Raw genomic sequence first — 17,249 nt, 5'->3', positions numbered from 1 at the left:
CCCTTAAGCTGACCGGCCAGCGCGCTCTTCTGCGTGACGGGCGACGATACCTGCCGCCTGTTCTTCCAGCGTCTGCTGAACACCGCGCGCGAAGCTCGATGCGAAGCTGTGAAGGAACAACAGCGGAATGGCGGAAATAAGACCGAGCACCGTGGTGACCAGGGCTTCCGAGATACCACCGGCCATGATGCGCGGATCACCCGTACCGAAGAGCGTGATCTGGGTGAAGGTCCGGATCATGCCGGTCACCGTACCCAGAAGACCCAGCAGCGGAGCAATACCGGCCGCAAGCTTCAGGAAGTTGAGCCCGAATTCCAGCTTCGGCGTTTCCCGCAGGATCGCCTCGTCCAGCTTCATCTCGATGACTTCCTCATTGTGATCCTTAACCGATTCATAGGCCAGCATCACACGGCCCAGCGAATTGCCTTTCGACGGGGTCGAGCGGCGCTTCTGACCGGACACGGCCATCGATTCGAGAACCAGCATCAGCAGGCGGAACAGGCCGAAAGCGACCGACACGGCCAGCAGGCCGAGGATGATCTTACCGACGATCCGGCCTTGCTCGATACGCTGACCGAGATCCGGAATGTCACGATAGACCAGCAACAGGCCGCCACGCGACGGGTCGACCGGACCGGAAACGATTTCGCCCGGTTCGGCATTGTACAGCGCGACAGCAGCACCGAGGATATTGCCCGGAGGCTGCGACGGCAGCGCCGTCAGCACATAATTGGCATCGCCGACCGGATTTTCCGGCAGCGCCCAACGGGTGAACGACGCATTCCCGCCGCACATGGCGTAGGACACGAACACACCGACACGGGTGACATCATACTCGCCACCGCAATTGAGGTCGGCGACCGTGGCGTCGAACGACGCGATCTCGCCCTGGTAGATCATTTCTTCCGTGATCGACCGGTAGATCGTATCGAGCTCGGTCCGCGTCGGCAGGACCCGGCTATTAGCCAGTTCCAGCAGCGGCGCTGCACGGCCCGGATGCTGGGCACTCGCCAGCGATCCTTCGATCAGCGATCCGAATTCGCCGGCCGTCTGGCGGGCGACACCGAACAGCTCGCCGAATTCGCCCTGCGCAGTGCGCAGTTCTTCGGCCAGCTCGTCGATCCGGATCTGGTTGTTGGCAAATTGTGCCTCCAGGCTGTCGGCCTGGGCTTCGAGCCCGGCCAGCGTGGAACGGGCACCAGCCAGCAGGGACGTCTGCCGGTTCCGCTCCTGGCGGAATTCCTGCAGGCGTTGCTGGTTTTCCTGGGACGCCTCGCGGACGTCTGAACGCAGTCGGCCCAGCAGCTCGTTGATGCTGGAAGCCGGCGCGCCTTGCGCCATGGCGCTTCCGACAGTGGCGACCCCGAGGATGGCCGCTGCCGCAATTGTCTTGAGATTGAGTTTCATCGCAATGTCTCCGTCAGGGCCGAACTACTGGTCTTCCGAGCCGGGCAGCGGCACGGTGAACACTTCCGGCGTCGTCACTTCGCGCGCGATACGGAAAGCGCGGTTCACGTCGTTGGCATGGCTCGAGGGAACGTCGACCCAGTCGGACGCACCGCGATACAGCATGGAAAGGCTGTCATCCGGATTCTGGCGGATCAGCGCAGCGCGACCGATCTGCAGATATTCGAACGTGACATCCGCATCGTTCTCGATGGTTGATTCGGAATACGTCCGCAGACCCCGGCCATAAGAGGCCTCGATCTCGTAACGGTTCAGAATGACGCGGTATTTCTCGGCCGCCGAAACTTCCGGATCGTCGATCAGGTCGTAGAGCTCATCCACCTGGTCCAGCCGCTCCTCATGTTGGAACGGAAGGTCCAGTTCGACGAACTGGCGCAGACCGTCGACCATTTCCCGCAACATCGGGATCAGGTCGCGCTGGATGTTTCCGACGCTGTCGATCTGCAGCTGCAGCGAATCGATTTCGTTCTGCTGCGACTGAATGAACACTTCCTGCTGCGCGACGTAGAGCCGCTGGCTTTCGATCTGCTGCAGAAGCGCCCGGTATTCGAGTTCCGCATTGGTGCGGTCATCATCGAGCTGATCAATCTGCCTTTGGGTGCTGGCACCTTCTTGCGTAGATTGCGCACCCGTATTCAGCGCTTGCTGGATTTGCGCATCCGCAATACCGGCCACCCCAACGGAAAACACCGCTGCTGCGACTGAAGTGCGAAGCCATTTATTCAAGTTCGCCATGTCTCGCCTCACATTGAACGGCGCGGGTTGAGAACCGCCACGCCTGACTGACTATCTGTGCTTTCCGGTGCCCCCGCACCGGTATAGCCCCTGCTTGTTCTGAGGCCGGACGGCTAGCACGCCGGCCCGAACCTGCAGATTCCATAGAAGTTGGGAAGAAACTCGTCTCGACCCCTTCCCCTCGCTTCGCGGAAGTTTTCCTTCCGTCTCGTTCGGCGAATTACGCCTTCTTAATGGACGACGCTAACGAAGTGCCGCGCGTCAATCAATAGACAGACTCTGGTGGATTGCGGTTCCAAGCGCACATAACTGCCATTTTCTCGCCTGTGCCGGGAATGGATCGCTCTGCATTGTCTCGTAAGGCGAACTGCGGCCTCGTCCCGCCGTGCAATCCGGCATGCTGGTCGCGCATCACAATAATTTGTTCTCGGAAGAGACTCCGGCCAGCCACCAAAAGCGGAAACCGGCCCGCTCGGGCGGCCAAATATCGATGGCGGGAGGAAATGGCTGGGGCGGGAGGGCTCGAACCTCCGCTCTTCGGTACCAAAAACCGCTGCTTTACCAACTAAGCTACGCCCCAACAGAACCGATCATCGGCCCGGCGGAGGCGCTAGATAGCGGCTCACTGCAGATGATGCAACGGGCTGATGCTGTAGTGATTGAATCCCGCGAATGATGTGGTTATAAGCCCGCGCTCCGGTCGGAGTATAGCTCAGCCTGGTAGAGCACCGTCTTCGGGAGGCGGGGGTCGCAAGTTCGAATCTTGCTACTCCGACCATTCAGTTCCGCCTCACTGCCTTTTACCGCTGCTTGCAGGCGACCCGCGTCAATGACGCGGGATGCACATGGTGTCTTTCCCTCGCCTAAAACGGCACGATATGCGCATGATGACATTCAACATGTGCAATTCGGGACACTCCCATGAAACAGTTCTTCATCACCCTGTTCGGCTCGATCGTCGGCGTGATCATCGGATCGGTGCTGACATTGATCCTGCTTTTCGTTGCGCTTGGCGCGCTGATCGGTGCGTTGAGCGCTGAAGCGGAAGACGCAGGCGGACTCCCCTCGGGCCGGCTGGTGCTGGAGATCGACCTGCGCGAAGGCCGTCTCGACCAGCCATCGCGATCACCTTTCGCTTTTACCGAACCCGCCTCCATCGTCGACGTTGTCCGCTTGCTGGATCGCGCATCGCGCGATGACCGCGTCGCGGGCGTGTTCATTCGCGCCAACGAATTTGGCATGGCACCGGCTCACGCCGAGGAATTGAACCGGGCGATCGCGGCATTCCGCGAATCCGGCCGTCCGGTCATTGCGCACTCCCAGGGGTTCAATTCGACCTCGGTCACGACCTATCTCGCCATCGCCAGCGCTGATGAAATCTGGCTGCAGGATACGGCGAGCTTCGCCACCGCCGGCCTGGCCGGAGAAATCGGCTTCTTCGGCGGAGCGCTCGATCGGTTCGAGATCGAAGCCGATTTCATCCAGTATCTGGAATACAAGAACGCCCCGAACGTCTACACCGAAGAAGGTTTCACGCCTGAACACCTGGAAGCGACGCTCTCCTATTTCGGATCGATCTACGACACCGCGATCGCCAATGCTGCGTCCGGCCGCTCCATCGATGCGGCCAGCCTGCAATCACTCATCGAAAGCGCGCCGCACAGTGCTGAATCTGCACGCGAGGCGGGGCTCGTTGACGAACTCGGTCATGTCGCTGCGGCGCGGGCCGCGGTCATCGAACGCGCAGGCGGCGATGCCACGATTGCAGAGCTGGAAGATTACCGGCATAGCGGTGCGCTCAATTCATACGGTCCGCGGATTGCGTTGGTTGAAGGCCAGGGCGCCATCGTGACCGGCCGCGGTGTGTCCTCACCATTCGGCGGTGATCCGATGATCGGGGGCGATGCCATGGCCGAGGCCATCACCGATGCCGCCGAGGCAAGCGGCACCCGCGCAATAGTCGTCCGCGTCGACTCACCGGGCGGTTCTTCGATCGCCTCCGATCAGATCTGGGACGCGATTCGCCGCGCCCAGGATGACGGCATCCCCGTGGTCGTCAGCATGGGCGCAGCGGCCGCATCAGGCGGCTATTACATTGCTGCACCGGCCGACCACATCGTTGCGAATGCCACCACGATTACCGGATCGATCGGCGTCTATGGCGGCAAGATCAATCTGGACGGTGCTTTCGGCCTGGTCGGGATAAACTTCGAGCAGGTCGCGGTCGGCGGCGAGTTCGCCGGCGCCTATTCGCCCAACGAAAGCTGGACGGAGAGTCAGCGCGCCGCCATCAATGCCGAACTTGGCAATATCTACGAGGACTTCACCCAGCGCGTGGCCGAAGGCCGCGATTTGTCGAGCGAACAGGTGGCAGATATTGCACGCGGGCGGGTCTGGACCGGGGAACAGGCGCTCGAACGGGACCTGGTCGACGAGATCGGCGGCTTCATGGAAGCCGTCGAAGCGGCCCGGCGTCTGGCGGGAATCGAAGCCGGTCAGTCGATTTCGATCCAGCGCTTTCCGCGCGAACGATCGCCGTTCGAAGCGTTTCAGGAGCTGTTCGGGGTTTCCGCGGAATCCGCGCAGTCGCTCGCCCAGCTCAACGCGCTCATGAATGCGCCGGAAATGCAGGCATTGATCGAGGCGCGGCAAGCCGCGCAATCCGGACAGGAACTCCGCTCCCCGGCAGTGCAACCACGCTAGTCAGGCAAATAACAGGCCGACGAACACAAGAACGACGCTGGCCAGCACAAGCACCACAAGATAGGTGATGTCGAGGGTCAGGGTCCTGATTACCGACATGAACCGACCGTGTTCATAGACCACCCGGTGGATGCGGTAGAGGTAATAGTTGCTCCAGATAAAGAAGATCATGAACGGCAATCCGCCGACCAGGTAACCGACCGGTTGCAGCAGGATGAACAGCACGAACAGGAAGGCGTGCAGGTGCAGCGACACGATCAGATGGTCGTAGAAATAGAAGCCGCGCCGCCAGACCTGTCCGACCGCCAGGATCAGCGCATAGATCGGCAGCAATACAAACAGCAATCGCGGCAGCCAGCGCTGCATCGCACCGAACAGCAGGTCGGGATCGTCGATCACCCGTTCCAGCTGCCGGGCAAGCCGCTCCCGGGCCGCGAGCGGCAGCCCGTCCAGGCCACCGGTTTCGAACGAGACCTGGAGATCGCCGGGATCTCCCACGACGACGTCTGAAGATTCCGGCGAATCCGCGTCGGGATAGTATTCCGGCAGCAATTGCCGCCGCACATTATCCCGCATCTCGGCACGCAGGTCTTCGCTTGTGAGGGCATCGTCAAGCGTGATGTCTGCGGGATTGCCCGGCTCGGCCTCGTCCTGCGTCAACTGGTCAATGACACGCTGGATCTCAACCGAGGCTTCGGGACTCTCCGCCGCGATCTCGTCGAGCTGTTCCTCGAGCACCGCGCGGTCCTCCTCGGAGAGCACGGGCTGGCCGATAAAGGCGTCATCGATGCTGGAATTTCCGAGCCCGACAATCAGGAAAAACACGACACTGGCGAACAAGTAGAGGCGGAAGGGCTGGACGTAGCGGGCGCGCACCCCTTCCAGGTATTTCCGCGTGAGATAGCCCGGACGGAACATCAGCGCCGGCAAGGTCCGCCAGAGGCGACCGTCGAGGCCGATCAACCCGTCGAGAACCTCCCAGAGAAGCGACCAGACGGGACGGTGAAAACTGTCGGAATTCTGGCCGCAGCTGTGACAGATCCGGCCTTTCAGCGGCGTCCCGCAATTGCTGCACTGTCCACCCGTATCCGATCCGAACCGGGAACGCGATGCGCGTTGCGCTGCGCTGGCCTCGCTGCCAGCCGCATCAGCGATCACCGCATCGGAAACTGGATCCGACATGAAAAAGCCCTCCCCCTGCGACGCAATCTACGCCGCAGGGAGAGGGCCGCAAGAACATCTTGGCTGAAGTCTATTCGGCAGACGACGTGCCCGCACTGCCCGCTTCGCCGTCCGCGCCTTCAAGACACATGAAACGCGTGCGGTGAATGTGGACGATATTGTCTTCCCAGCCGGTCACCTCGGGGCTCACGACCGCCCGGTTCACATAGAAGACCACCGGGATGATCGGCATGTCGTCGATCATCATCTGTTCCGCCTCGGCCAGCATGCTGGCACGGATTTCCATGTCCAGCTCCTGGTTCGCGCGGGCGACGAGATCGTCGTATTCCGGATTCCGATAGCGCGAGTAATTCATCGGGATCGAGCGCTCTTCCGCGAGGAAGAGGAAATTGTACGGATCATTGTAATCCGCGATCCAGCCGCCATCGCCGACCTGGTAATCGGCCGAACGCAGGTTTTCATAATGGATCTGGGTCTCGATCTGGACGATGTCGACATTCACCCAGTCGGCAATGCTCTCCCAGTCCTGCTGGACGACGGGCGCGATCCGCGGATTGTCACCGGTCGAGCGGTGCGAGTATTCGAACTCCAACGGATTGTCCGGGCCATAGCCGGCTTCCATCAGCAGTTCGCGCGCGCGCTCACGGCGCTCTTCCATCGACAGGTCGGACCACGCGGCTTCCACACCGCCGGCATAGTTGGCCACGTCCGGCGGCACCAGGGAATAGGCCGCAGACCGCCCGTCACGATAGATCTCTTCGGCGAGGAATTCGCGGTTTACGGCCATGCCGAGCGCGTTGCGAACCCGCGTGTCGGCAAACGGTTCGTGCTCGTTGTTGATGGAAAAATAGACGGTGCCCATATACGGGTGAACCCGCACATAATCCCCCATCTCGCGCCGCAGCCGGGCGATGTGCTGGCCCGGAAACTCGTTGTTCAGATGGAGCTCGCCATTCTGAACCCGGCGCACACCGGCGGCCGCATCCACTGTCGGATAGTAGAAGACTTCATCGACGCAGACATTTTCATTGTCGTAGAAGCGCTCATTGCGCTCGACATGCACGAAATTGTTGGTCGACCATTGCACCAGCCGGTACGGGCCGTTCACCTGGATATTCCGCGGCTGGATCCACTGATCGCCGAATTGCTCGACGACATGGCTCGGCACCGGGAAGGTCGTGTAATGGGTCAGCAGGCCCGGCAGATAGGGCGCCGGGTTCTCCAGCCGGATTTCCAGCGTGTTGTCGTCGATCGCTTCGACGCCGACCGCTTCCGGCGGCATTTCACCGGCATTCACGGCCTGTGCGTTCTCGATCGGGTAAAGCAGCGATGCGTACTGCGCGAGGGTCGCGGGATTGAGAATGCGCTGGAAGGCATATTCGAAATCGTTGGCCGTGACCGGCTCGCCGTCGGACCACACCGCGTCCCGCAATTCGAACCTCCAGGTCAGCCCGTCCTCGCTGACGGACCAGCTCTCGGCCATGCCAGGGATTGGCGCACCATTGGGATCGTCGGTGAACAGACCGATGAACATGTCGCCAATGATGTTGTTTTCCCACGTGCCGCTGGCCTTGTGCGGATCGAGGGTCAGCGGTTCGGCGCTATTGCCCCGGTGCAGGACGACGCTGTTGGAATCAACGTCTCCTCCCCCGCCGCAGGCTGCGAGCGCCAGGGTCGAGGCTGCCATCAGCAGCGCGGTTTGGAATCTGGTATTTCTAAGCATGGTCAGGACCCTCTCCGTTCCCGATCGGTCAGTCTAAAACTCTTCACAAGATGTTGCGTCACACGGTCGACAGCGTCACGACGCTCACGCATAGTCTGCGAAACTCGTCAACGGATAGCAAGTTAACCATGAACACCCGATTACTGGCCATCCTATTTTCAGCGCTGGCTTCCGCACCGACCCTGGCGCAAGGGTCCGATTCACCGCTCTCCCCGCTTTTCGATTGCCGCGCGATCGAAAACGACACCGAGCGTCTTGCCTGCCTCGATGCACAGGTCGAAACGCTGTACCGGTCGGCCAATACCGGCGAACTTGTTGCCGTCGAGCGCTCTGAAATCGAGGCCGCCGAAGAAGCCACCTACGGGCTCGCCATTCCGCAATTTCGCCTGCCGCGCTTGCCGTCCGTCCGGCTGCCATCCATGGCAGGCAATGCCTCCTCCGATCTGGCAGATGCCGCGTCAGCGGCCGGCACGGCAACCACCGGATCGACAGCCACGAACACGGCGGCCGCCGCATCCGGTACGCGACGCGTCGAACGCAATGAAGCGGGTGAAATCACGCTGATCGAGGGGCTCGCCGTACAGGATATCGACCGGGACGCGTATGACCGCATGATCATCACGCTCCAGAACGGCCAGGTCTGGCGTCAGATCGACGACACCCGCGTTCTGTATTCACGCCGTCAGCCTTTCACCGAGATGACGGTAGCCGTGCGCAGCGCCGCGCTCGGATCGCACATGATGCAGCTCAATGATCGCGGTCGCTGGTTCCGGGCCCGGCGCGCGCAATAGGGATCGGGCGGTTCTTCTGCCACCAAGGGAAAACACCATGAAGAATATCTGTCTGACATCGGTCTTCGCGTTGAACGCGGCGCTCGCCGCACCGGCTATGGCGCAATCCACAGATCCCATCGACGACATCCTCGTTTGCCAGCAGATCGCCGAAGAAGCCGCACGCCTCGCCTGTTTCGACGCCGCCGCTGCGCGCTTGTCAGGCGAACGCGACAATGGGCTCGTCACGGTTTACCGCGAAGATATTGAAGCCGTGGAGCGCGATTCATTCGGTTTCGATCTGCCGAGCATGCCGGGCCTCAGCCTGTCACTGTTTCGCGGCGGCTCGAACAGCCCTGACCCGCTCGATCCCGGGACCACGCCGGAGCGGATGGCCAGCGCTGAAACCAGCGATACCAATCCGCCCGAGGCAAGGGCGAACCTGAACACCCGCAACGACAATCCGGAGCCGGATGTCGCGATCGCCGGGAATGAGAATGAGGACCAGGGTGGTGGCGTGTTCTCGCGTATGCCGCGTCTCGGCCTGTTCGGTGGCGGCAGCGAGACCAACACCCGCCCCGCAGACAGCGAGCCGATCAATGGCGTACAGGTCGTGGAACGCGATCAGGAGGGCGGCGTCGAACGCATCGTCATGGAGATCGAACGTATCCGCGAGGTCGCCTATGGCCGCCACCGCTTCTACATGACCAACGGCCAGGTCTGGGTTCAGTCCGGAACCGACCGCTTCCGCTACAATGACGACGGCGAATTGTTTGCAGAGATCCGCCGCGCCGCAATGGACAGCTATTTTCTGCAGATCAATGGCACCGGCCGCGCCCTGCGCGTCCGTCGCGAGCGCTGATCAGCGGTCCTTCGGGTCGATGGCGTCACGAACGCCATCGCCGATGAAGTTGAAGCAGAACAGCGTCAGCATCATGGTTGCGGCCGGGATCATCAGCGTCCAGGTCGCGATCTGCATGTCCTGCGCGCCATAGGCAATCAGCCGGCCCAGCGACGTCAACGGCTCCTGAACGCCCAGGCCAAGGAAGCTCAAAAAGCTCTCGGCCAGGATCACCACCGGAATGGTCAGCGTCACATAGACGATCACCGGACCCAGCACATTCGGGATGATATGGCGGCGGATCGTCGACAGGCGCGAGACACCGGCGGCCTGTGCCGCTTCGACGAATTCCATGTTCTTGATGGCGATGGTCTGTCCGCGCACGATCCGCGCCATGGTCAGCCACTCGACCGCCCCGATCGCCACGAAGATCAGGATGATATTGCGGCCGAACACGACCATCAGGATGATCACGAAGAAGATGAAGGGCAGCGAGTACAGAACGTCGACAATACGCATCATCACCTGGTCAACGCGCCCGCCGACGAAGCCGGCCGTTGCACCCCAGAACACGCCGATGACCAGCGAGACCATCGAGGCGACAACACCCACCATCAACGAGACGCCCAGCCCGATCAGCGTCCGCGCGAACAAATCGCGGCCTTGCGCATCGGTGCCGAAGATATGCCAGTTCTCAAGCGTCGGCGCGAGCCACACCCGATCGCGGTAGATCGTCTCGTGAGAATGCGGCCATACGAACGGGCCGACGATTGCGATCAAAACAAGTAGACCGAGCACGATCATGCTGCCGACCGCGGCCTTGTTGCGCAGCAGCCGGGCCAGCGCATCATCCCACAGCGAGCGTCCTTCGACGGCGACTGTTTCGAGCGCTTCCGCGTTCAGCTTGGATCCGATGGTCGTATTCACTCGAACTTCACCCGCGGGTTAAGCGTTGCATACATCAGGTCGGCCAGCAGGTTCAGCAGGATGATCAGCGAAGCGTAAAGAATCACGACGCCCATCACCACTGTGTAGTCACGCTGCAGGGCTGCCATCACGAATTGCCGTCCGATACCCGGCAACTGGAAGACCTGTTCGATCACGATCGAACCGGTGACCAGCGCAGCCGAAGCCGGTCCGATATAACTCACAAGCGGAAGAATTGCCGCGCGCAAGGCATGGCGGAACAGGACAGCCGGGCCGGACAGTCCCTTTGCACGGGCCGTGCGGATATAATTGGAGCGCAGCACCTCGATCATGCTGGCGCGCATCAACCGCGACACGATCGCGATCTGCGGAAGGGCCAGCGTGACCACCGGCAGCACCAGCCGTTCCGGCGTCATCCCCAGGCGCGGATCGAGTCCGCCCATGGGCAGCCAGCCGAGATAGAGGCCGAAGACGAGCGCCAGGATCGGGCCCATCACGAAGGGCGGTATGGTGATCCCGCCCATGGCAAAGCCCATGACGGCAAAATCCGTCGCCTTGTTCTGTCTCAAGGCGGCCAGGGATCCCATTATGGATCCCACGAAAAGCGCCAGGAGAATCGAAAGCGCGCCAATCGTCGCGCTGACCGGGAATCCTTCGACGATGATGTCGGAAACGGTCTTGTCACGGAAACGCAATGACGGGCCCAGATCGGCCTGCGTCAATCCGCCTAGATAGGAAAAATACTGCTCGTGCAGCGGCCGGTCGAACCCGAAATGCTCGAGAATGTTCTGGCGAACCTCTTCCGGCATCGGCCGTTCAAGATCGAACGGGCCACCCGGCGCCGCCCGCATCATGAAGAATGCGACCGTGATAATCACCAGTATTGTGGGGACGGCGATTAGAATTCGCCGGGCGATGTATCCGAGCATTTACACAACGACCCTGGTGGTTCTGAACCACAGTTCATGCGGTGCACTGCGAAGTCAATCAATAGCCCGGCGCAGTGTGGGGCGGTCGGAGCGCAGATCACTCGCCGATTCATCAATCGCCAGGACATTCGGCGCTGCTTGCACAGCGGCCAGCGTCAGCAAGATGAACACGGCGCGTCTGAGCCGCGCCGAAAGAAAATTTAGGGTCGTGATCCATACCGGCATGATACAGTCCTGCTCGTTTCAGGGCTTCCCACGCAAGGCTTGGACCGTTAATCACAATTGTGTGTGCTCGGGGTTTGGGCGGCAGGGATGGACGTCAGTCATGAATAGCGCCTTTTGGTGGTCGGACTGGGCTTATCGCGACGGAGTAGTCTCCGTGAAAAGCACCGGTCACCAGCTTCCCTTGCGACGCAAATTCATCGCGGTCTGCCTGAACTGGCTGATCTTCTATTTCTGCATGGAAGTCTGGCGCATCCTGTCGCTCCGCCGAAAAGGCCCCCAGATCGCCTTTACACCCCATCGCCCGCGTCCCTGGTATTTCATCTGGGCCTGCACCCATGCGATCGGCGGGCGCGTGGTGCGCCATGAAGACCGTGCCGATCTGACCATCTATTTCGAGGACAAGACCGTCGCCGCCCTGCCGGCATTGCCGTCGACCGCTGCGCACATGAATTTCGCATGTTGTGATGTCTCCAAGACCCATGTCGCGCGGATTTTCGAGCAGACATTCGGTTATGAAATCAGCGTCGATCCGGCGAAATACGTCGGGCCGGTGGTTGAAAAATCCGAGATCAACGGCGCCCATGACGGGCGCGTATTGCATGCTCCGACCGGCAAGGCTGAAGGACGCGCCTATCAGCGCCTGATCGACAATCGTTGCGGTGAAGACCAGGTCGCGGACTATCGCTGCGTCATCGTCGGTCGGGAAATGCCGCTGCTTTTCATCAAGAAGCGCAAGATCGGCCGCCGTTTCACCAACATCAATTGCGAAGTCAATCTGGTCGAAACCAGCGAAGCGTTCTCGCAAGAAGAGCTGGACCGGCTGATCGAATTTGCGGCGCGCATGGGACTCGAATGGGGGGCGCTCGACGTGCTCCGCGACCGCAATGACGGTCGGATCTACGTCGTCGACGTCAACAAGACGAATATCGACCCGCCCATCGCCCTGCCGCTCAAGGACAAGCTCAAGGCGACCTCACGCGTTGCATCGGCCCTGCAGGCTTTCGTGCGCTCGCGCGCTCAGGGATAGAGCCGCTGGGTCGTCCACTTCCCGTCGTGACGGTCGAACACCAACCGGTCATGCAGGCGGAAAGGCCGGTCCCGCCAGAATTCGAAATGCGAGGGCGCCAGCCGGAAGCCGGACCAGAAATCGGGCCGCGGCACGTCGCCGAGACCGAATCGCGCCGCCTCCTTGGCCACCGCCTTCTCGAGCGCGAACCGGCTTTCCAGAGGCCGCGACTGCTTCGAGGCCCACGCGCCGATTCGGCTGTCGCGGGCCCGGCTCGCGAAATAGGCGTCGGCCTCTGAAGGCTCGACCGGATGGATCGTGCCGCGCACCCTCACCTGCCGGCGCAGCGATTTCCAGTGGAAGCAGAGCGCTGCCTTCGGATTGTCCGCAAGCTGACATCCCTTGGCGCTTTCCAGATTGGTGTAGAAGACAAATCCGTCTTCATCGAAATCCTTGAGCAGGACCATACGCACGTCCGGCAGACCGTTCTTGTCCGCGGTCGCCAGCGCCATGGCGTTGGGATCGTTGACTTCCTTGCCTCGGGCATCTGCCAGCCACTCGCCGAACAGGGCGAACGGGTTCTGCTTGTCGAAGATCTCGGACGCATTGGCCTCTGCGGCGGCTTGATAGTCCTCGGCGCTCGGCGTCGGCGGAATCTGGTCCTTCTTGGCGCTCATCGCGATCTCCTCTCGACCGCATATAGAGGGTTTGCCCGCGTCAACCAATCGGGAACCCTCCTCACATTAGGTTTCAACTCATGTGGGCGGATGATCCCGATACCTGCGCGGCATTGGCGGCTCTCGGCCTCGATGCCGGCGCCAGCCTGGAACAGGCCAAATCGGCTTTCCGGAAGCGCGCTGTCGCATTGCATCCCGACACCGGAGAAGCCAGCGGCGAGGCGCTTGCCGAACTCGCGCGGATCATCCGCGCGGTGCGGCATCTCGAACAGGTGGCCCCGAAATCCATCGATATTGAACTGGACCCCGGCGAAATCTCCACCGCCGCAACCCGGACCATCCGGGTCGGCGGACGTATGGCCGTATTCAGGATTCCCGAAAATGCACGAACCGGTGACACGATTGCTGCTGTAGGAGATCCGGCGCTCCGGGCCAGGATCCGGGTGAACCCGGCGCCGGGTGAGCCGGAATCTGTTAGCCCGGCCTCCGGGCTGCAGGCCTTCGTTTCCGAATTCGCCGCGGCGGCACCGGCCGCCCGGTTCGCACGCTGGCTGCGCAAGGCGCGATCGGCAGCGTGACGCCGCTTTTATCGTGATCTAGGTTGCCGCCTGGGTTCGGGAGCCGGTTCATGTCTCACAATTCGTTCGGAAAAATGTTCAGGGTGACAACTTGGGGCGAGAGCCACGGCCCGGCCCTCGGGGCCATCGTCGACGGTTGCCCGCCCGGAATCCCGCTTTCCGAGGCCCTGATCCAGCCCTGGCTCGACCGGCGGCGGCCAGGGTCCAGCCGCCATGTCTCGCCGCGCCAGGAGCCCGACCAGGTGCGAATCCTGTCGGGCGTGTTCGAGGACGACCGCACCGGAGGTCCGGTGACCACCGGCGCGCCGATCTCGCTGATGATCGAAAACCGGGACGCGCGCTCGAAGGATTATGATGCCATCCGTGACAAATGGCGGCCGGGCCATGCCGACTACACATATGACGCCAAATACGGCTTGCGCGACTACCGCGGCGGCGGGCGCTCGTCTGCGCGCGAGACCGCGGCGCGGGTCGCCGCCGGCGCCGTCGCGCGCCAGGTGCTCGGCGACGCTGTCCGTATTCGGGGGGCACTGGTCCAGATCGGTGATCTCGCCATCGACCGGGACGCCTGGTCCGACGCCGAGATCGACCGCAATCCGCTGTTTTCGCCGGATCCGGGCATTGTGGGCACGTGGGAGGGTCATCTCGACCAGCTCCGCCGCGACGGCTCCTCGACCGGCGCCATCGTCGAGGTCTGCGCCAGCGGCCTTCCGGCCGGCTGGGGCGAACCGGTCTATGGCAAGCTCGATGCCGAGCTCGCCGGCGCCATGATGTCGATACCGGCCGCCAAGGGGGTCGAGATCGGCGCCGGGTTCGCCGCCGCGGCGATGCGCGGTGAAGACGCGGCCGATGAAATGCGCGCGGGCGCTGACGGGCCGGAATTTTTATCCAACCACAATGGCGGCGTGCTTGGGGGGATAAGTACGGGTCAGGACATCGTTATGCGAATCGCCATCAAGCCGACCTCGTCCATCCGCGTCGAGCGACGCACACTCGACCGTGATTTCAACGAGACCACGATCGAGACGCGAGGTCGTCACGACCCCTGTGTCGGCATCCGAGCCGTTCCCGTCGCCGAGGCGATGATGGCCCTGACCCTCGCCGACCAGTATCTGCGGCACCGCGGCCAGATCGGCTGAGCGGTTACCTGAACCATGCGTTCATGTTAGCGTCATGGCGGCTTCGTTAACCTTGTTGCAATGGGTCGCGCTTCGCGGCTATCCCGATAGGAGAAGCTATCCATGCTCACACTCAAGAATTCCTGCCTGGTCGCTGCGTCCAGCCTTGTCATATCCCTCGTCTCGGTGATTGACGCACCGCAGGCCGAAGCGGCTGTCCAACAGGCGGAAGACCAGCTCGCAGGCGCGAATCTGCAAGACCGGCGCGACATGGCCAGAGCCCAAGTCGACCAGCGTCAAAATCGCGGTGCCCGCAATAATGGCGGTGGCCGCGGTGATGGTGCCCGTGGCGGCCGAGGCGGCCGCAGCGATGGTGCTCGCGGTGGCCGAGGTGGCCGCGGCGACGGTGCTCGCGGTGGCCGTGGTGGCCGCGGCGACGGTGCTCGTGGCGGCCAGGGCGGCCGCGGCGACGGTGCTCGTGGCGGCCAGGGCGGCCGCGGCGATGGCGCCCGCGGCGGTCGTGGTGGTCGCGGCAATGGCGCGGGTGCCGGCGGTGGACGTCGCACCTTGCCGGCCTTGCCGAATGAGAACCGCGGCGTTCGCCAGGGCAATACCCGTGATTTCGAATCCCGGGGCGGCCGCGGTGGCCGCGGCGGTGACGGACGCGGCGCTCGTGGTGGCCGCGGGGGCGGCGATGGCCAGGGTGCCCGCGGCGGACGCGGCGGCCGCGGCGATGGATATCGCGGCGGACATGGTGGACGCGGCGATGGATATCGCGGTGGACATGGTGGACGCGGCGATGGATATCGCGGTGGACATGGTGGACGCGGCGATGGATATCGCGGTGGACATGGTGGACGCGGCGATGGATATCGCGGCGGACGCGACGCCCGCCAAGCGCGTCACAACGGATATCGTGATGGCCACCGTGGTGGTTATCGCAATGGGTATCGCGACGGGCGCCGCACTACGCGCGCAAATCGCTACGGGGCGTATCGCCGGGGCTATGTAAACGGCCGGCACGACGCGCGCCGCTATTACCGCAGCTATCGCGTCCCCGCGCGCACATCCTGGCGCTATCACACGCGATATTATGACAACGGGTATAATCGGTATGACTACCGGTATTATGACCGCGGTTGCCGCGCCAATGGCGATCAGGTTCTTGCCGGGGCGATTCTCGGAGCATTGTTCGGGGCGGCTGTAGCCGATGACGATGCAGCAGGCGTGGTTATTGGTGGCTTCTTCGGGGCCGGAATCGGGGCCGCGCTGAACGATTGCGACCGGGGTCAGCTGCACTACGCGGCCAGCTATTCCTTCACCCATGGCAGCCCGTATTACTGGCACAACCCGTATACCGGCGTGCGCGGTGTGGTGATCGCCCGTGACTACTACGATTACGGAGGCCGTCGTTGCCGCTGGGGCGATGCAGAGATCTACATGCCCGATGGCAGTTTTGTCATCGACGAGGTCCGCATGTGCCGCGATCGCTACGGCCGGTGGCAGGTGGCGCACCGCCAGTAGAAACCACTGACAGGCAAACAGAAAACCGGTTCCTGAACGGGAGCCGGTTTTTTTTGTTCATGCACGGCTCATCGCATCTGGCATAAGTATGGATCGAACGCCGGTGATGTCCGGCCAAGAGAACGGAGAAATACCATGATCGGTCTTCGCACCCTCCTCGTTTCCGCCGCTGCCGTGGCCGCGCTTGTGCCGGCTGCCCAGGCGCAGAACCAGTACACGTCGCAAGCCGATTGCGAGTCCAATCGCCAGGGGCGCCAGGTCGCCGGTGCGATCGTCGGCGCAATTCTTGGCGGTGTAATCGGTGCCGAGATCGAGGATGAATTTGATGATCGCGACAATTATCGCGGCCGTCATCATGGATATCGGGGTTATCATGGCCGTGGCGGACGCGGCTATCACCGCGGTCGTCATCCCCGCTACAACCAGCGTCACGACAATGATGTTGCAGTTGTTGCGGGGGCCGGTATCGGGGCATTGGTCGGCGCCGGTGTCGCCGGCGGCCAGCCCTGCCAACCGGACTACCGTCATCGCGACGCCGGTTACTATGGCGACGATTATGGCTACCAGGATCCGTATTATGACGATCGCAACAGCCAAGTGGGCTACGGCAACGACCCCTATTACCGCCAGCCGGAGACCAACCGGGTCTACTATGGCAATGACGGTCTTGCAGGCGCGCCGGCGACCGGGACGCGTGTCTACCAAACGTCTTCGCCGCAAACGGACAATTGCCGGTGGATGACAACGCGCAGCCAGAATCAGTACGGCACGGTCACGGCAAATGACGTGTACATGTGCCAGGGACTCGACGGCATCTGGCGCGCCGCCCAGTAGGCGGATTGCG

Annotated in this window: 18 protein-coding genes and 2 tRNA genes; 10 read left to right on the top strand and 10 right to left on the bottom strand. The window is 62.3% G+C overall.

Annotated features, from left to right (window positions below; genetic code table 11):
• Window positions 1-3: 3 nt before the first annotated feature.
• The 3 genes from ACOOFN_RS11255 to ACOOFN_RS11245 all read right to left on the bottom strand — a co-directional run bounded on the left by ACOOFN_RS11255 (window position 4) and on the right by ACOOFN_RS11245 (window position 2,782).
• On the bottom strand, window positions 4-1,407 hold the full coding sequence (locus ACOOFN_RS11255) for a MotA/TolQ/ExbB proton channel family protein (RefSeq protein ID WP_420431501.1): 1,404 nt from the start codon (window positions 1,405-1,407) through the stop codon (window positions 4-6).
• A gap of 24 nt (window positions 1,408-1,431) precedes the next feature.
• Complete coding sequence (locus ACOOFN_RS11250; protein WP_420431499.1) at window positions 1,432-2,202, bottom strand: DUF3450 domain-containing protein; 771 nt, start codon at window positions 2,200-2,202, stop codon at window positions 1,432-1,434.
• Between the two features lie 504 nt (window positions 2,203-2,706).
• Window positions 2,707-2,782 (bottom strand) — tRNA-Gln (locus ACOOFN_RS11245).
• Between the two features lie 121 nt (window positions 2,783-2,903).
• On the opposite strand from ACOOFN_RS11245, the gene ACOOFN_RS11240 reads away from it, so the two are divergent.
• Both ACOOFN_RS11240 and sppA read left to right on the top strand, forming a co-directional pair.
• Window positions 2,904-2,980, top strand: a tRNA-Pro gene (locus tag ACOOFN_RS11240).
• A gap of 143 nt (window positions 2,981-3,123) precedes the next feature.
• Window positions 3,124-4,905 carry a signal peptide peptidase SppA gene (gene sppA / locus ACOOFN_RS11235; RefSeq protein WP_420431497.1) on the top strand — a complete coding sequence of 594 codons (1,782 nt, stop codon included), beginning with the start codon at window positions 3,124-3,126 and terminating at the stop codon, window positions 4,903-4,905.
• On the opposite strand, the gene ACOOFN_RS11230 is transcribed toward sppA, so the two are convergent.
• Window positions 4,906-6,087 (bottom strand): DUF3667 domain-containing protein, encoded by a 1,182-nt coding sequence (locus tag ACOOFN_RS11230; protein ID WP_420431495.1) that lies wholly within the window; start codon window positions 6,085-6,087, stop codon window positions 4,906-4,908. It abuts the gene before it with no gap.
• A 70-nt stretch (window positions 6,088-6,157) separates the two neighbouring features.
• Entirely contained in the window at window positions 6,158-7,810 is a 1,653-nt protein-coding gene (locus ACOOFN_RS11225; RefSeq protein WP_420431493.1) for a peptide ABC transporter substrate-binding protein, read from the bottom strand.
• A 128-nt stretch (window positions 7,811-7,938) separates the two neighbouring features.
• Here ACOOFN_RS11225 and ACOOFN_RS11220 point away from each other — a divergent pair, with 128 nt between their 5' ends.
• Both ACOOFN_RS11220 and ACOOFN_RS11215 read left to right on the top strand, forming a co-directional pair.
• Window positions 7,939-8,601 carry a hypothetical protein gene (locus ACOOFN_RS11220; protein ID WP_420431491.1) on the top strand — a complete coding sequence of 221 codons (663 nt, stop codon included), beginning with the start codon at window positions 7,939-7,941 and terminating at the stop codon, window positions 8,599-8,601.
• Between the two features lie 37 nt (window positions 8,602-8,638).
• The gene (locus ACOOFN_RS11215) at window positions 8,639-9,442 is read left to right on the top strand and encodes a hypothetical protein (RefSeq protein WP_420431489.1); all 804 of its coding nucleotides are present in this window, start codon (window positions 8,639-8,641) and stop codon (window positions 9,440-9,442) included.
• Here ACOOFN_RS11215 and ACOOFN_RS11210 read toward each other — a convergent pair whose 3' ends face one another.
• Genes ACOOFN_RS11210 through ACOOFN_RS11200 form a run of 3 tightly spaced genes read right to left on the bottom strand, consistent with a single transcriptional unit; the run spans window position 9,443 to window position 11,502 of the window.
• Window positions 9,443-10,348 carry an ABC transporter permease gene (locus ACOOFN_RS11210; protein ID WP_420431487.1) on the bottom strand — a complete coding sequence of 302 codons (906 nt, stop codon included), beginning with the start codon at window positions 10,346-10,348 and terminating at the stop codon, window positions 9,443-9,445.
• A complete protein-coding gene (locus ACOOFN_RS11205) occupies window positions 10,345-11,277 on the bottom strand; it encodes an ABC transporter permease (protein ID WP_420431485.1) in 933 nt (310 codons plus the stop codon). Before ACOOFN_RS11205 ends, ACOOFN_RS11210 begins: the two co-directional genes overlap by 4 nt.
• A 54-nt stretch (window positions 11,278-11,331) precedes the next feature.
• Entirely contained in the window at window positions 11,332-11,502 is a 171-nt protein-coding gene (locus tag ACOOFN_RS11200) for a hypothetical protein (RefSeq protein WP_420431483.1), read from the bottom strand.
• Window positions 11,503-11,602: 100 nt separating this feature from the next.
• Between ACOOFN_RS11200 and ACOOFN_RS11195 the strand changes: the two genes are divergently transcribed.
• Window positions 11,603-12,529 carry a hypothetical protein gene (locus ACOOFN_RS11195; protein WP_420431481.1) on the top strand — a complete coding sequence of 309 codons (927 nt, stop codon included), beginning with the start codon at window positions 11,603-11,605 and terminating at the stop codon, window positions 12,527-12,529.
• Here ACOOFN_RS11195 and pdxH read toward each other — a convergent pair.
• The gene (pdxH, locus tag ACOOFN_RS11190) at window positions 12,520-13,185 is read right to left on the bottom strand and encodes a pyridoxamine 5'-phosphate oxidase (RefSeq protein ID WP_420431479.1); all 666 of its coding nucleotides are present in this window, start codon (window positions 13,183-13,185) and stop codon (window positions 12,520-12,522) included. The genes ACOOFN_RS11195 and pdxH overlap by 10 nt on opposite strands.
• An 80-nt stretch (window positions 13,186-13,265) precedes the next feature.
• On the opposite strand from pdxH, the gene ACOOFN_RS11185 reads away from it, so the two are divergent.
• Window positions 13,266-13,763 (top strand): hypothetical protein, encoded by a 498-nt coding sequence (locus tag ACOOFN_RS11185; protein ID WP_420431477.1) that lies wholly within the window; start codon window positions 13,266-13,268, stop codon window positions 13,761-13,763.
• Between the two features lie 50 nt (window positions 13,764-13,813).
• Window positions 13,814-14,902 carry a chorismate synthase gene (aroC, locus tag ACOOFN_RS11180; RefSeq protein WP_420431475.1) on the top strand — a complete coding sequence of 363 codons (1,089 nt, stop codon included), beginning with the start codon at window positions 13,814-13,816 and terminating at the stop codon, window positions 14,900-14,902.
• Window positions 14,903-14,998: 96 nt separating this feature from the next.
• Here aroC and ACOOFN_RS11175 read toward each other — a convergent pair whose 3' ends face one another.
• Complete coding sequence (locus tag ACOOFN_RS11175; RefSeq protein WP_420431473.1) at window positions 14,999-15,634, bottom strand: hypothetical protein; 636 nt, start codon at window positions 15,632-15,634, stop codon at window positions 14,999-15,001.
• Here ACOOFN_RS11175 and ACOOFN_RS11170 point away from each other — a divergent pair.
• From ACOOFN_RS11170 to ACOOFN_RS11160, 3 genes are all read left to right on the top strand, one after another.
• Window positions 15,615-15,893, top strand: coding sequence for a hypothetical protein (locus tag ACOOFN_RS11170; protein ID WP_420431471.1), 279 nt, complete (start codon window positions 15,615-15,617; stop codon window positions 15,891-15,893). The two genes, ACOOFN_RS11175 and ACOOFN_RS11170, sit on opposite strands and share 20 nt — an antisense overlap.
• Before the next feature lie 176 nt (window positions 15,894-16,069).
• Window positions 16,070-16,405, top strand: coding sequence for a hypothetical protein (locus ACOOFN_RS11165; protein ID WP_420431469.1), 336 nt, complete (start codon window positions 16,070-16,072; stop codon window positions 16,403-16,405).
• Between the two features lie 135 nt (window positions 16,406-16,540).
• Window positions 16,541-17,239 carry a hypothetical protein gene (locus tag ACOOFN_RS11160; RefSeq protein ID WP_420431467.1) on the top strand — a complete coding sequence of 233 codons (699 nt, stop codon included), beginning with the start codon at window positions 16,541-16,543 and terminating at the stop codon, window positions 17,237-17,239.
• Window positions 17,240-17,249: the final 10 nt, after the last annotated feature.

This window comes from Hyphobacterium sp. (assembly GCF_965217055.1).
Lineage (GTDB): Bacteria > Pseudomonadota > Alphaproteobacteria > Caulobacterales > Maricaulaceae > Hyphobacterium.
Note: the sequence above shows the minus strand (reverse complement) of the source record. Positions and strands in the feature narration are given on the sequence as shown.

Coding starts and splice junctions, on each gene's coding strand:
- ACOOFN_RS11255 (WP_420431501.1), bottom strand. CDS start 1,407: ATGAAACTCAATCTCAAGACAATTGCGGCAGCGGCCATCCTCGGGGTC.
- ACOOFN_RS11250 (WP_420431499.1), bottom strand. CDS start 2,202: ATGGCGAACTTGAATAAATGGCTTCGCACTTCAGTCGCAGCAGCGGTG.
- sppA (WP_420431497.1), top strand. CDS start 3,124: ATGAAACAGTTCTTCATCACCCTGTTCGGCTCGATCGTCGGCGTGATC.
- ACOOFN_RS11230 (WP_420431495.1), bottom strand. CDS start 6,087: ATGTCGGATCCAGTTTCCGATGCGGTGATCGCTGATGCGGCTGGCAGC.
- ACOOFN_RS11225 (WP_420431493.1), bottom strand. CDS start 7,810: ATGCTTAGAAATACCAGATTCCAAACCGCGCTGCTGATGGCAGCCTCG.
- ACOOFN_RS11220 (WP_420431491.1), top strand. CDS start 7,939: ATGAACACCCGATTACTGGCCATCCTATTTTCAGCGCTGGCTTCCGCA.
- ACOOFN_RS11215 (WP_420431489.1), top strand. CDS start 8,639: ATGAAGAATATCTGTCTGACATCGGTCTTCGCGTTGAACGCGGCGCTC.
- ACOOFN_RS11205 (WP_420431485.1), bottom strand. CDS start 11,277: ATGCTCGGATACATCGCCCGGCGAATTCTAATCGCCGTCCCCACAATA.
- ACOOFN_RS11200 (WP_420431483.1), bottom strand. CDS start 11,502: ATGCCGGTATGGATCACGACCCTAAATTTTCTTTCGGCGCGGCTCAGA.
- ACOOFN_RS11195 (WP_420431481.1), top strand. CDS start 11,603: ATGAATAGCGCCTTTTGGTGGTCGGACTGGGCTTATCGCGACGGAGTA.
- pdxH (WP_420431479.1), bottom strand. CDS start 13,185: ATGAGCGCCAAGAAGGACCAGATTCCGCCGACGCCGAGCGCCGAGGAC.
- ACOOFN_RS11185 (WP_420431477.1), top strand. CDS start 13,266: ATGTGGGCGGATGATCCCGATACCTGCGCGGCATTGGCGGCTCTCGGC.
- aroC (WP_420431475.1), top strand. CDS start 13,814: ATGTCTCACAATTCGTTCGGAAAAATGTTCAGGGTGACAACTTGGGGC.
- ACOOFN_RS11170 (WP_420431471.1), top strand. CDS start 15,615: ATGGATATCGCGGCGGACATGGTGGACGCGGCGATGGATATCGCGGTG.
- ACOOFN_RS11175 (WP_420431473.1), bottom strand. CDS start 15,634: ATGTCCGCCGCGATATCCATCGCCGCGGCCGCCGCGTCCGCCGCGGGC.
- ACOOFN_RS11160 (WP_420431467.1), top strand. CDS start 16,541: ATGATCGGTCTTCGCACCCTCCTCGTTTCCGCCGCTGCCGTGGCCGCG.